Raw genomic sequence first — 13,321 nt, 5'->3', positions numbered from 1 at the left:
GATCATCCCGAGTAGCAGGGCTTGGCGTCAAGTAGTGAACGTAACGCTTTAGCAACGGCGCTTATGCGTTCGGTCCATGAAGGCAGCTATCGGCCGGTCGCCTCCCGGGTGCGGCGAGACAGCGAGTCGATGATCACGGCGATGACCAGGACGAGGCCGGTGATCATGTAGCGCACCGACGAGTCCAGGGTCAGCAGCGTCAAACCCGAGGAGATCGACTGGATGACGATGATGCCGAGGAGCGCGGAGTAGGCCGTACCACGCCCGCCGAAGAGGCTGGCCCCGCCGATGACCGCCGCGGCGATCGCATTCAGATTCGTGTCCCCGCCGCCGGAACTCTGGCTCACCGCGGCGAGCCGCGCAGCGGCGAGGATGCCGCCGAGGGCGGCGAGACTGGAGCATAGGGCGAAGACCGTGACGTAGATGCGTCCGACGCGGATCCCCGCGCGCCGTGCGGCCTCCTTCGACCCGCCGACGGCGTACACCGCGCGGCCCCACCGCGTCTGCTGCAGCACGATGTCGATGACGACGACCAGGGCGAGGAAGAACAGGAACATCACCCCGACGCCGCGCGAGAGATTCAAATACCAGGTGGCACCGGCGAGGAAGACGCCGAGGATGATCGTCCGCACGGCGATCTCGCGATAGCTCTGGCTGTCGAGGTTGGCCAGCACGCGTCGCTGCGCGCGGCGCACACGCGAGAGAGCGAACCCGACGACCGCGAGGGCGACGAGCAGATACGACAGCCAGTCGGGCAGGAACAGCTGCTGCGCGAACACCACCAGCCAGGAGTCGAAGGGGAGGTTGATCGAGCCGGTCTCGCCGAGCACCCACAGCTGCAGGCCGAGGAAGCCCAACAGGCCCGCCAGAGTGATGACGAAGCTCGGCAGGGCGAACCGGGTCAGCAGCAGCCCGTATCCGGCGCCGATCGCCGCTCCGGCCCCGACCGCGACCGCGATCGCGAGGATCAGATCCCACTGCAGCTGCACGAAGGTCACGGCGAGGATCGCGGCGGCCAGTCCCGAGACCGACCCCACGGAGAGATCGATCTCACCGACGAGCAGCACCAGCACCACTCCCAGCGCGATGGTGCCGATGGCGGCGCACTGCATCGTGAGATTGACCAGGTTCTGGCTCGAGAGGAAGGAGGGATTGAGCGACTGGAACACCGACCAGATCACGACCACCCCGACGATCACGGGAAGGGCACCGAGGTCGCCCTCCCGGACGCGAGCGGCGACGCGCGAGAATGTGTCGGCGGCGGTCATCCGTCGATGTCCTGCGCGCGCGGACGTCGGCGGGGGCGATCGGTGGGGAGGGGGATGATGCGACCGGGAGTCGCCTGCTCGGGCGCCGGCGCGGGGCGCACCGGCGCGTCGGCGGTGGCCCCGGTGATCGCGGAGATGAGCGTCTCGGTGGTGATGTCGGCGACGTCGTACTCGCCGTTGTTGCGCCCCAGTCGCAGGACGACCGCGCGGTCGGCGACGGCCATGACGTCGGCCATGTTGTGACTGATCAGGATGACGCCGTGCCCGCGTTCACGCAGCCGCTCGATGAGGTTCAGCACCTCGGCCGTCTGCGCCACGCCGAGCGCTGCCGTCGGCTCGTCGAGGATCACCACCCGCGGGTCGCCGATCAGCGAACGGGCGATCGCGACGGTCTGGCGCTGACCGCCCGAGAGCGAGGCCACCGGCACCCGCACCGAAGGGAGCTTGGCGGCGAGCTCGCGCAGCAGCGTCCAGGTCCGCTGCTCCATCTCCACCTCGTTCAGGCGGCGTCCCGAGACCAGTTCGCGCCCGAGCCACAGGTTCGCCACGACGTCGAGGTTGTCGCACAGGGCGAGGTCCTGGAAGACCGTGGCGATGCCGAGCTCCTGCGCGTCTGCGGGGCTGGTGAGCCGCACCGGTGCGCCGTCGAACTCGATCACGCCGGCATCGGCGGTGTACACACCCGCGAGGATCTTCACCAGCGTCGACTTGCCGGCGCCGTTGTCACCGACGAGGGCGACGACTTCGCCCTCGTCGACCCAGAAGTCCACATCGCTGAGGGCGCGCACGGCGCCGAACCGCTTGCCGATGCCCTCCATGGTCAGCACACGCTCCCGGGGGCGGGGCTTGGGCGCCGTCATCCCGCCGGTCATCGCAGGCCCGCCTGCTCGCAGGCTGCGGCGTACTCGGCGGTGCAGATGTCGTCGATCGTCCAGAATCCGTCGGCGACGACGGTGTCGGCGATGTCGTCCACGGTCACGGCGACCGGGTCGAGGAGGGTCGTCGGCGTGCCCTCGATCTCAAGCGGCGCGTTCACCTCTTCGCCCCGCAGCAGCGCGACCGCCACCTCGGCGGCACGCTCGGCCTGGGGCCGGATCGCCTTGTACACCGTCATGTACTGGTCGCCGGTGAGGATCCGCTGGATGGCGGTCAGCTCGGCATCCTGGCCGGTCACGATGGGGAATGGCGTGACGCTTCCTGCGCGCAGCGCCGCTACCGCACCCCCCGCCGTGGCATCGTTCGCGGCGTAGACCGCTGCGATGCGATCGCCGAACTGGGCGATCTGACCGGCGACCCACTCCTGGGCGAGGTCGGGGCTCCACTCGGGTGTGTCGAAGGACGACAGGACGGTCAGTCCCGCCTCGTCGATGACCCTCTGGGCGCCTGATTTGAACAGCGCGGCATTGCTGTCGGTCGGCGAGCCGTTCACCATCAGGATGCCTCTCTGCTCCGTCTCGGGTTCGACCGCGGCGATGTCCGCGGCCACGGCCTCGGTGAGCGCGGCCGCCTGCAGCTGACCCACCTTCTCGTTGTCGAACGAGACATAGTAAGCCAGATCGCCCCCGGCGACGAGACGGTCGTACGAGATCACCGGAACACCCTGCGCGTTCGCCTCCCGGACGATCGTGACGGCGGCGTTGGCGTCGACCGGGTCGAGCACGAGAACCCCCGCGCCCCCGGTGAGTGCGGCCTCCGCCTGCTGCTGCTGCTTGGCGGCATCCTGATCGGCATTGGAGTACAGCACACGGAAGTCGCCGAGCTCCGCCACGCGCTCTTCGAAGTACGGGCGGTCGAAGGTCTCGTACCGCGCGGTCTTGGCATCGGGGAGGAGAAGCGCAATCGTTCCCTCCTCGCCACCCGTCGGCGAAGCGCAGCCTGCCGCTCCCAGCGCGATCACCGCCGCGAGGAGGGCCGCGCCGGCGCGGCGGAGAGCGGAGGTCATCGGCCGCTCACGCGGTGGCGCGATCGACTCCGCTGTCGACCGCGACATGATCGAAGGCGACGGCGTCGAGCGCGGCGGCGATGGCTCCCCGCGTCTCGGTCCACTCCCCGAACGAGCTCGCGACGATCTCGGGCAGGCCGTTGCCCGCGGCCAGCGCGGTGCGCTCCAGCGAGTGCCGCATCGGTGCCATCAGAGTCTCGCCCGCCTCGGCGAGTTCGCCGCCCACCACGATCAGCCCGGGATCGAGGAGGTTGCACAGGCTCGCCGCAGCGATGCCGATGTGCCGACCGGCATCGGCAATGACCCGCCGTGCGCTGCCGTCGCCGGACTCGGCGGCCTGGATGAGGTCGCTGAGACGTCGCATGCCCTCCCCGGGCGGGAAGAGGGACAGAAGCGCCGGACCGCCTGCGTAGGTCTCGAGGCATCCACGGTTGCTGCAGCGGCAGATGGGCCCGTTCTCGTCGATCGTGACGTGGCCGATCTGACCGGCCTTGCCGTTGACACCCCGGAACAGCTCGCCGGCGACGACCATCCCCGCGCTGATCGTGTGTCCGACACGGAGGTACACCGACGACGGGACGTCTCTCGACACCCCCTCGCGGGCCTCGGCGAGTGCTCCGAGATTGGCTTCGCTGTCCACGAGGACCGGACGCTGGATGCGGGCGGCGAGCGATGTCGCGATGTCGACGTTCTCCCAGCCGCGGAGGATCCCGGCGGCGCTGACTATACCGGTTCGCGGGTCGATCGGGGCGGGAAGGGCGAGCCCGACGGCGAGGAGATCGTCGACCGCGCCGCCGAGGGAGTCCATCATGTCGCCGAGGAGCAGCGCGAGACGGTCGAGCTCGGCATCGTGCCGGTGGTCGAGGGGGAGGGGGAGCGAGCTCTGGCTGACGACGGTGCGCGTGACATCCGAGATGGCGATGTGCAGCTGTCGCGAGCTGAAGTGCGCTCCGGCGACGAGGCCCAGTTGCCGGGCGAGCGAGACCAGCGTGGCCCGGCGACCGCTCCGCGAGGTGATGGAGGTGTGCAGCACCCCGGAGGCGACGAGCTCCTTGACGATGTTCGAGACGGTCGCCGGTGACAGGCCGGTGATGCCGGCGAGCTCGACCTGTGTCATCCGTCCATGACGCTTCAGCGTCTCGAGCAGGCGCGCACGGTTGGCTTCACGCAGTGACGACTGCGAGCCCGGCGGCGTCTCTCGGCGGATCACATGCACACTGTAGCGGGTCAGGTCTTCTCGCCCGCGAGGCGGACGAGCACGATGTGGCCCGACTCGTCGACCTCGGCGACGTCGGCGTGGGCTTTGACGAACTCCGAGAAGCTGCGGAAGCCGTAGGCCTTCTCGCTGAAGGACGGATCCAGGCGCTTGATGAGGCTCTTCACCGCCGATGCATGCTGCCAGTCCTCGCCCGCGCGGTCGCTCTCCAGCCGCAGCGCCCGCTGAAGGAGCTCGGCTCCGGGGTCGACGGTCTTCTTCCGCGACCGGCTGCGTGCGGTCTCCGGCTTCTCGGTCACCGCCGGAGCGGGGATGCCGGGAAGGGCGTCGTACGCATGGAACTGGTCGCACGCGGCGGCGAGGGACTTCGCGGTGGACCCCGCCACCCCGATGCCGACGACGAAACGGCCGAGTCGTTTGCAGCGCTGAGCCAACGGGACGTAGTCGGAGTCGCCGGCCACGATCACGACGTGGGTGAGGTCGTCGAGGCGGAACATGTCCTCCACCGCGTCGACGGCCAGCCGGATGTCGGCGCCGTTCTTCGCGTACGCCGCGGCCGGGAAGAGCTGCACGAGGTCGACCGCGCGGGCCACGAGCTGGGATCGGTACACCGCGTTGACCGGCGACGACCAGTCGGCGTACGCGCGGGTCAGCACGAGAGTGCCGAAGGTGGCGGCGTAGTCGATGATCGCGCCGACGTCGATCATGGCCGCTGCCAGTCGCTCGGTGATCTCGGTGTCGCCCTCGCCGGCGACGATGCGGGGACGGTCGCGGGCGTAGGAGTTGCGGCCGTGCACCCGGTCGTACCACGACATGACGATGTTGTCGAAGTCGAGGTAGACGGCCACACGGCCGTGCGGATCGGCCATCACTTCTCCCCGGGGTAGCGGACGCCGATCTGGGTGCGGATCTCGTCCAGGGTCGCCATGATCGCCACGGTCTCGTCGATCCCGAGCAGCGGGCTGTCGGTCTCGCCGCGCGCGACGATCTCCTCGGCGGCGAGTGCCTGGAACTGCATCCCGCGGCCCGCGATGTCGCTGACGTAGTCCTCGATCACGGTGCCGTCCGGTGCGATCACACGGAAACTCGTGGGGGCGTACCAGGTGCGATCGATGTCGATGCGCGCCTCGGTCCCGATGATGTGGGCGGTGTTGGGTCCGGCCGAACGCGATGAGGTGATCGACGTAGAGATGGCGCCCGACGCATGGGTGAAGATCGTCGCGACGTCGGCGTCGGCGCCCGTGGCCGCCAGCCGGGCGCGTGCGGCGACCGACGACGGCGCGCCGAGGATGTCCCAGAAGAACGAGATCGGATAGATCCCGAGGTCAAGCAGCGCGCCGCCGCCCAGGTCGAGCGCGTTGAGTCGGTGCGAGGGATCGGCGGTGATCTTCTGGGTGTGGTCGGCGAAGACGGCGCGGATCTCGCCCAGGGTGCCGGCGGCGAGGATCTCGCGGATGCGGATCATGTGGGGGAGGTACCGCGTCCACATCGCCTCCATCGCCAGGAGCCCGTTCGCGCGGGCGGCGTCTCGGATCGACGCGGCCTCGGGCGCGTTCAGGGTGAAGGGCTTCTCGACGAGCACGTGTTTGCCGTGCTCGAGCGCGAGGATCGCGTTCTCGGCGTGGAAGGGGTGGGGGGTGGCGATGTAGAGGATGTCGACGTCGGGGTCGGCGACGAGCGCTTCGTAGGAGGCGTGCGCGTGAGGAATGCCGAACTCGGCGGCGAACGACCGCGAGGCCTCCTCCCGTCGCGAGCCGACGGCGACGATGTCCCGCTCAGCGGTGCGCAGATCGGTGGCGAAGGCATGCGCGATGCCTCCCGTGGCGAGGATGCCCCAGCGAAGTCCAGTCATGGGTTCGAGCGTACCGGGGTGGGCGGCGGCGTCACGGAAGCAGGATGACTTTGCCCGCGGCGCCCTGCTCGACGGCGCGGTGGGCGGCAGCGGCGTCGCCGAGCGGGAAGGAGGGTCCGAGTTCGACCGAGAAGGCTCCGGCGGCCAGGAGCGAGAGCGCCACCGGTATCGCCTCGGCGCGCCATGTCAGCTGCTGCGCGGTGAGCGGGGTGGGCGCGCCGCCGGAGAATGCCCGGATGCCGTAGCCGGCCGCATCGCGACCGCGGACGAGTGTCGCGATCCGCGCAGCGGGGGCGAGGGCGAGCGACGTCTCGATCGCCTCGTCGGTGCCCGCCGCGTCGAGGGCGACCGAGATGCCGTGGGGTGCGGCCGCGCGAACCCGGTCGGCGAGGCCATCGCCGTAGGCGACGGGCTCAGCCCCGAGATCGTGGACGCGATCGAAGCGCTCCGGCGAGGAGGTGGCGATGACCCGCGCGCCCCAGAGGGTCGCGAGCTGGATGGCCGCTTGGCCGACGGCGCCGGATCCGGCGTGGACGAGGAGGGTGTCGCCGTCGCGGACGCCGAGCGACCGCAGCGCCTGATACGACGTCGCCACCGGGATCCCGAGGGCTGCCCCCTCGGCGGCCGTCACGGATGCCGGCCGGGGCTGCACCGACCGGACGGGGACGGCGATGTCGGTGGCATAGGCACCCGTCGCGCCGAACACCACGACGGGGTCGCCCTCGCGGAAACCATCCACGTCGGGGCCCACGGCAGCGATCACTCCCGCCCCGTCAGCCCCGATGCGTCGGGGCTCCTCGATCGGCGGCGAGGGGCGACGGCCCGAGCGAAGTTTGTGGTCGATCGGATTGACCCCCACCGCCTCCATCCGCACCACGACCTCGCCCGCCCCCGCGACGGGGTGGCGGACATCGGTGAGAGTGAGGACCTCGGGACCACCGAACGAGGAGTAGACGATCGCCTGAGCCATACCCGGGGGAACGCCTCGCGGCGCCGAGGCTATTCCCGCAGCGCCTTCTGGATCCGCTGCAGCGAGACCGGCTCGGCCGTACCCAGAGGCTGGGCGAACAGGCTCACGCGATACTCCTCCAGCAGCCACCGTGCGCGCACGAGGGCGGGCGGCGCTCCCGCGGGAAGCGGGGTGCTCCCGCCCGCCTCGGCGAACACCGCGGCAGCCCGTTCGAACTCCGTCATGCGCTGTCGGTCTCGGCCGGGGTTGTCGACGAGTGCCCGCGCCCGCTCGGCGGCGGCGCGGAGGTAGCGGGGGAGGTGGATCAGCCGCGCCGTGCCCGTGCGGGAGAGGAATCCCGGGAAGATGAGGCTCGCGAGCTGCGCCTTGATGTCGCCGAGCGCTCCGAGGAGGGCCATCGACGTCCCCTCGCGTACCGCCCGCTCCACGTCGCGGGACGCGGTGAGGATCTTCGCCGCCAACGAGACGAGGGCGAACAGCTCATCGACGTTCGCCCGGGAGAACTCTGCGCGGGCGCGGTCGAAGACCGCGGCCGTCCGCACCGGCTCTGCGCCCGCCACTCGATCGAGGACCGCGTCGGCCAGGGCGGAGCGCGCATCCTCGATCAGTGCGCGCGCCGAGGGGTAGGGGCTCGCCGCGAGCGCGAGCTTCTCCGGCGCGGTGAGGTGCTCCAGGACGTACGTCGCAGGCGAGGGCACCGCGAGCAGCAGCAGACGGCGCACGCCCGCGCGCAGCGCCGCGGCCGCCGCATCCGGGGTCGACTCGATCCGCAGCGTCACGCTGTCGCGTTCGTCGATCAGGGCGGGGTAGCCGCGCACGACCCCGCCCGCGACGCGCGTGTCGACGACGGCGGGGAGATCGCCGAGGTCCCACGTGGTGATGCCGGCGCGTTCCGCCAGGGTGGGGCCCCCCGGTGCCGTCGCCGCGGCCACCCGATCGGTCGGACGCTCGAGGGTCCGGGCGACCGACGAGCGGGCGCGCCCCCGGAGGCGGTCCTGGAGGGCGGCGAGGTCGCGGTCGCTGCCGAGTGCCCGTCCGCGCTCGTCGACCGCGCGGAACGACATGAGGAGGTGCCCGGGGATGCGCTCGAGGTCGAAGTCCGACGTCGTGACGGGCTGGCTCGCCGCGCGCTGGATCAGGCGGGCGAGTCCGGCGGTGAGGGTCGCCGCCGGCAGCCCATCGGTGGATTCCGGGCCCTGACCGTCGAGCTCGTCGCCGAGGCGCGCCGCCCAGTCGGCAGCGGGGACCACGTGACGGCGGATGGCCTTGGGGAGGGAGCGGATGAGTGCGGCGATGAGCTCGGGGCGAAGGCCCGGGACCTGCCAGTCGAAGCCGTCGGGTCGCAGCTGTGCCAGAAGAGGCAGGGGGATGACGACGGTGACGCCGTCATCGGGAGCGCCGGGTTCGAACCGGTAGGCGAGGGAGAGCACCTGGTCACCCTGCCGCCACCGCGTGGGGAAGTCTCGCTCGTCGGCCCGCGTGGCGTCGTCGAGGAGGTCGGCCTCGGTCATGTCCAGAAGGCGCGGTGTGCGGGCCGAGGTGTCCTTCCACCAGCGCTCGAAGGAGCGCACGTCGAAGACGTCGACGGGGAGGCGCGCATCGTAGAACGCGTACACGGCCTCGTCGCCGGCGAGGATGTCGCGTCGGCGCTCGCGTTCCTCGAGCTTCTCCAGTCGTCGTCGAAGGTCGGTGTTGCGCCGCTCGAACGCGCTCAGCCTCTTGTCGAGGTGCGACAGATCGACATCGCCCTCGACGAGCGCATGGCGGAGGAACAGCTCGCGGGCGAGCGGGCGGTCGAATCGGGCGAGCTGCACGCGACGCCGCGGGATGATCTCCACTCCGAACAGCGTGATCTTCTCGTACGCCGACGCCGCGCCGGCGCTCTTGGACCAGTGGGGTTCGCTGACGCTGCGGTGGGCGAGATCGCCGGCGAGGGCCTCCGCCCAGGCCGGGTCGATCTCGGCCACGGTGCGGGCGAACAGGCGCGAGGTCTCGACGAGTTCGGCGGCCATGACCGCCGCCGGACGCCGCTTGCGCAGCCCCGAGCCGGGGAACATCGCGAAGCGGGTGCCCCGCGCGCCGCGGTACTCCGCACGCCCCTGCGCGGGGCGCTTGGGATCACGGTTCCGCTCGTCGAGGACGCCGATCTGCGAGAGGAGGCCCGAAAGGATCGCGCGGTGGACGTCATCGGGATCGGCGGTGGCTGCGGCATCCGCTCTTCTCGCGCCCAGCAGCGCACTCAGCTGCCGGTGGACGTCGAACCATTCCCGAACCCGGACGTAGTTCAGATGCTCGCTGCGGCACAGGCGCCGGAACGCGCTCGAGCCGAGCTCGGACTGCTGCTCGCGGAGGTGATTCCACAGATTCAGCAGTGTCAGGAAGTCGCTGGTCGGATCGGTGAACCGGGCATGCAGGCGGTCGGCCTCCTCGCGACGCTCCTCGGGCCGCTCGCGAACGTCCTGAATGGACAGGCCCGCGACGATCGCCAGCACCGGTCCCAGGGCCTTCGTGCGCTCGGCCTCGATCAGCATGCGCGCGAAGCGCGGGTCGATGGGGAGCCGGGCGATCCGCCGTCCGATTTCGGTGAGGCGCGGACCTCGCTCGCCGGCCTGCACCGCCCCGAGCTCGGTGAGGAGGTCGAGCGCGGCCTTGACGCCGCGCGAATCGGGGCGGGTCAGGAACGGGAAGGACGCCACATCGCCGAAGCCGAGGCTGAGCATCTGCAGAAGCACCGCGGCGAGGCTCGTGCGGAGGATCTCGGGCTCGGTGAACTCCGGACGCGCGGTGAAATCATCTTCGCCGTAGAGGCGGATCGCGATGCCCGGCGCGGTGCGACCCGCGCGGCCGGCGCGCTGCTGTGCCGATGCCTGCGACACCGGCTCGATGGGCAGCCGCTGGATCTTGCTGCGGTTGCTGTACCGCGAGATACGGGCCGTGCCGGTGTCGACGACGTATCGGATGCCGGGCACGGTGAGGCTGGTCTCGGCGACGTTGGTGGCGAGGATGACGCGGCGACGGAGCCCCGGGGTCGTGGATCGCTCGAACACCCGATGCTGCTCGGCCGAGGTGAGCCGGCCGTAGAGGGGGAGGACCTCGGTCGGCGAGGCGTCCTTGGCGTACATGCCGCGAACGGCATCCATGGCGTCGCGGATCTCTGCCTCGCCGGGCAGGAATACGAGGACGTCGCCGGCCGGCTCGCGATCGAGTTCGCGCAGTGCCGCGAGCAGTCCGTCGATGTCGTCGTCGGCCGCCTCGGTCTGCGGGTGGTAGCGGATCTCGACCGGATAGGTGCGACCCGAGACCTCGATGATCGGCGCCGGGGTGCCCGACCGGTCGGCGAAGTGGGCCGCGAAGCTCTGCGGGTCGATCGTCGCCGAGGTGATGATGACCTTGAGGTCGGGACGCTTGGGGAGGATGCGGGTGAGGTAGCCGATCAGGAAGTCGACGTTCAGAGACCGCTCGTGCGCCTCGTCGACGATGATCGTGTCGTATCGGCGCAGCAGCCGGTCGCGGTGGATCTCGTTGAGGAGGATCCCGTCGGTCATGAGCGCGACGCGGGTGTCGTCGGAGACCTGGTCGGTGAAGCGGACCTTGTACCCGACGGTGCCGCCGAGCGGCACCTCGAGCTCTTCCGCGATGCGCTCGGCGATCGAGCGCGCCGCGATGCGGCGGGGCTGGGTGTGCGCGATGCGCTCCCGTCCGAGCTCGAGGCAGATCTTCGGCAGCTGCGTGGTCTTGCCCGACCCGGTCGCCCCCGCGACGATCACGACCTGGTGGTCGCGGATGGCGGCGGCGATCTCATCCCGGGCCGCGCTGACGGGCAGCTCGGGGGGGTAGGTGATCACCGGGACGGTCGTGGGCATAGCCCTCCATCGTACTTCCGCCGGGGATTCGGGTAGCGGGTCGCGCCGGATGGCGCAACTCGCGACTGGGGCCGAGACGGAGATCCTAGGCTGAGGGAATGACCATCCCCACTGTGAAACTCAATGATGGACACGAGATCCCTCAGCTCGGGTACGGCGTCTTCCTGGTTCCGCCGGAGGACACCGAGCGGGCTGTGAGCGAGGCCCTCGAGATCGGTTACCGCCACATCGACACCGCGGCGATCTACCGCAACGAAGAGGGCGTCGGCGCCGCGATCGAGAAGTCGGGGATCCCGCGTGACGAGCTCTTCATCACCACGAAGCTCTGGAACGACCGGCAGGGCGGCGACGAGCCGCACGCGGCGATCGACGAGAGCCTGACCAAGCTCGGCCTCGAGCAGGTCGACCTCTATCTCATCCACTGGCCCGCGCCCAAGCGCGGCACCTATGTCAAGGCATGGGAGAAGCTCGTCGCGATCCGCGACGCCGGCAAGGCCCGCTCGATCGGTGTGTCGAACTTCCACGTCAGCCACCTCGAAGAGGTCATCGAGGCAACAGGTGTGACCCCGGCGATCAACCAGATCGAGCTGCACCCCGCCTACCAGCGTCGCGACATCACGTCATGGGCCGCCGACCACGACGTCCACATCGAGTCGTGGGGGCCGCTCGGCCAGGGCAAGTACGACCTGTTCGAGCTGCCCGCCGTCGCCGATGCCGCGGCCGCCCACGGCAAGACGCCCGCTCAGGCGGTGCTGCGCTGGCACATCCAGCACGGCTTCATCGTCTTCCCGAAGTCCGTGCGCCGCTCACGCCTGGAGGAGAACTTCGACCTGTTCGACTTCGAGCTGACCACGGACCAGATGGCGTCGATCGATGCGCTGGATCGCGCGGACGAGGGACGCGTGGGCGGCAGCATCGACGAGGTCAACTGACCCGCGGCGTCGTCAGCCGGCGGCCGGCGCGACCGTGCCGCCGGCTTCGCCGGCGCCGTGCTCGACCGCGATGCCGAAGACCAGGTCCAGCGCGCGCTCGAACTCCGCCAGCTCGCCGGCTGCGGCCGCTTCGCGGGCGCGCACCGACGGGCGGTGCGAGAGGACGCCGGCGAGATGACGCAGCGCGGCCCGAGCCTGCTCCGCGTCGTCGGGCAGTCGCGAGAGCTCGTCGTCGAGGGCGTCCTGGATGTGACGACGCACCGCGACGATCGCCGGGGCAGCGGCCCGCTCCGCGGTGAAGGTCGCCGCCGCCGTGCCGACCAGCTCGTGGGCTCCGGGTCCGAGCTCGGGGAGCGCGGCGTGACGACCGAGCAGCTCGAGGTCGAGCAGCTCGACGCCGGGGAGATCGCCGACCTCGGGGGAGACGTTGCGGGGAAGGCCCAGATCGATGATGATGCGTCGTGCGGTGTCGGGGATGTCGTCGGGGGTGACGACGTAGCGGGCGGTGCAGGTGATGACGATCTCGGCGTGCGCGATCGCGCGAGACAGATCCGCCTCGGGGCGGACGCCGTAGCGCGCGGCGAACCGCGCGGCGCGACCGGTGGCCGAGTACACGCCGATGTCGCGTGCGCCACGGGCGCGGAGGGCGGCGATGGTGGTGGCCGCATAGCTGCCGGTGCCGACGAGGAGAACCGGAACGGCGGCCCAGTCAGTCACGCGGGTGTCGACGAGGTCGAGGGCAAGTCGTGCCAGGGAGCGTCGCCCGGCGCCGACATCGGCCTTGGCCCGCATCTCACGGGTGGCGTGGGTGGCGCGCTGGAACACCTGCTCGAGCTGCGTGCTGGTCGTGCCGTCGGTGCGGGCCTGCACCAGCGCCCGCTGCACCTGGCCGCTGATCTCCTCTTCGCCGACGACCATGGACTCCAGGCCCGAACTCACCGCGAAGAGGTGACGCACGACATCGTCGCCGCAGAGTGACACCGCTGATTCGCGCAGGGCGTGCGCATCGTCGCCGGCGGCGACCCCGAGAGCCTCGAGCACCGCTTCACGGGCGACGACCGCGCCGCCGGTCAGGGGCTCATCCACCTCGAGGTAGGCCTCGAAGCGATTGCAGGTGGACAGGACGACGGCGCCGCGAACGAAGTCGTGCTCGGAGACGAGCGCTCGGCCGGTGGATTCGGCGACGGCCGAGATGCGACCCAGCACCTCGAAATCCGTATTGCGATGATTCGCCGTCACACAGAACAGCACCGGACAAGTCTACCCAACCGGCGAGCC

10 protein-coding genes are annotated in these 13,321 nt (G+C 70.6%); 1 reads left to right on the top strand and 9 read right to left on the bottom strand.

Features of this window, described 5'->3' with window-relative positions; translation table 11 throughout:
* Positions 1-86 precede the first annotated feature (86 nt).
* The 8 genes from QSU92_RS02300 to hrpA are packed head-to-tail and all read right to left on the bottom strand — an operon-like array spanning position 87 to position 11,111.
* Complete coding sequence (locus QSU92_RS02300; RefSeq protein ID WP_289264577.1) at positions 87-1,268, bottom strand: sugar ABC transporter permease; 1,182 nt, start codon at positions 1,266-1,268, stop codon at positions 87-89.
* Complete coding sequence (locus QSU92_RS02295) at positions 1,265-2,140, bottom strand: ATP-binding cassette domain-containing protein (protein WP_289264576.1); 876 nt, start codon at positions 2,138-2,140, stop codon at positions 1,265-1,267. The genes QSU92_RS02300 and QSU92_RS02295 overlap by 4 nt, the downstream gene beginning before the upstream one ends.
* Positions 2,137-3,210: a sugar ABC transporter substrate-binding protein gene (locus QSU92_RS02290; RefSeq protein ID WP_289264575.1), complete on the bottom strand. Its 1,074-nt coding sequence runs from the start codon at positions 3,208-3,210 to the stop codon at positions 2,137-2,139. The genes QSU92_RS02295 and QSU92_RS02290 overlap by 4 nt, the downstream gene beginning before the upstream one ends.
* 7 nt (positions 3,211-3,217) lie before the next feature.
* Positions 3,218-4,420: an ROK family transcriptional regulator gene (locus QSU92_RS02285; protein ID WP_289264574.1), complete on the bottom strand. Its 1,203-nt coding sequence runs from the start codon at positions 4,418-4,420 to the stop codon at positions 3,218-3,220.
* 17 nt (positions 4,421-4,437) lie between these two features.
* Positions 4,438-5,295, bottom strand: coding sequence for an NYN domain-containing protein (locus tag QSU92_RS02280; protein WP_289264573.1), 858 nt, complete (start codon positions 5,293-5,295; stop codon positions 4,438-4,440).
* Positions 5,295-6,278 (bottom strand): Gfo/Idh/MocA family protein, encoded by a 984-nt coding sequence (locus QSU92_RS02275; protein WP_289264572.1) that lies wholly within the window; start codon positions 6,276-6,278, stop codon positions 5,295-5,297. The genes QSU92_RS02280 and QSU92_RS02275 overlap by 1 nt, the downstream gene beginning before the upstream one ends.
* A gap of 31 nt (positions 6,279-6,309) precedes the next feature.
* The gene (locus QSU92_RS02270) at positions 6,310-7,248 is read right to left on the bottom strand and encodes a quinone oxidoreductase family protein (RefSeq protein ID WP_289264571.1); all 939 of its coding nucleotides are present in this window, start codon (positions 7,246-7,248) and stop codon (positions 6,310-6,312) included.
* A gap of 29 nt (positions 7,249-7,277) precedes the next feature.
* Positions 7,278-11,111 carry an ATP-dependent RNA helicase HrpA gene (hrpA, locus tag QSU92_RS02265; protein ID WP_289264570.1) on the bottom strand — a complete coding sequence of 1,278 codons (3,834 nt, stop codon included), beginning with the start codon at positions 11,109-11,111 and terminating at the stop codon, positions 7,278-7,280.
* Positions 11,112-11,209: 98 nt separating this feature from the next.
* Here hrpA and QSU92_RS02260 point away from each other — a divergent pair, with 98 nt between their 5' ends.
* The gene (locus QSU92_RS02260; protein ID WP_289264569.1) at positions 11,210-12,043 is read left to right on the top strand and encodes an aldo/keto reductase; all 834 of its coding nucleotides are present in this window, start codon (positions 11,210-11,212) and stop codon (positions 12,041-12,043) included.
* Between the two features lie 12 nt (positions 12,044-12,055).
* Here QSU92_RS02260 and QSU92_RS02255 read toward each other — a convergent pair whose 3' ends face one another.
* Positions 12,056-13,294 (bottom strand): glutamyl-tRNA reductase, encoded by a 1,239-nt coding sequence (locus tag QSU92_RS02255; protein ID WP_289264568.1) that lies wholly within the window; start codon positions 13,292-13,294, stop codon positions 12,056-12,058.
* Between the last annotated feature and the right edge of the window lie 27 nt (positions 13,295-13,321).

It is taken from the genome of Microbacterium sp. ET2 (assembly GCF_030347395.1).
GTDB lineage: Bacteria > Actinomycetota > Actinomycetes > Actinomycetales > Microbacteriaceae > Microbacterium > Microbacterium albipurpureum.
The sequence above is the reverse complement of the archived record's forward strand: the minus strand, read 5'-3'. Positions and strand labels throughout refer to the sequence as shown.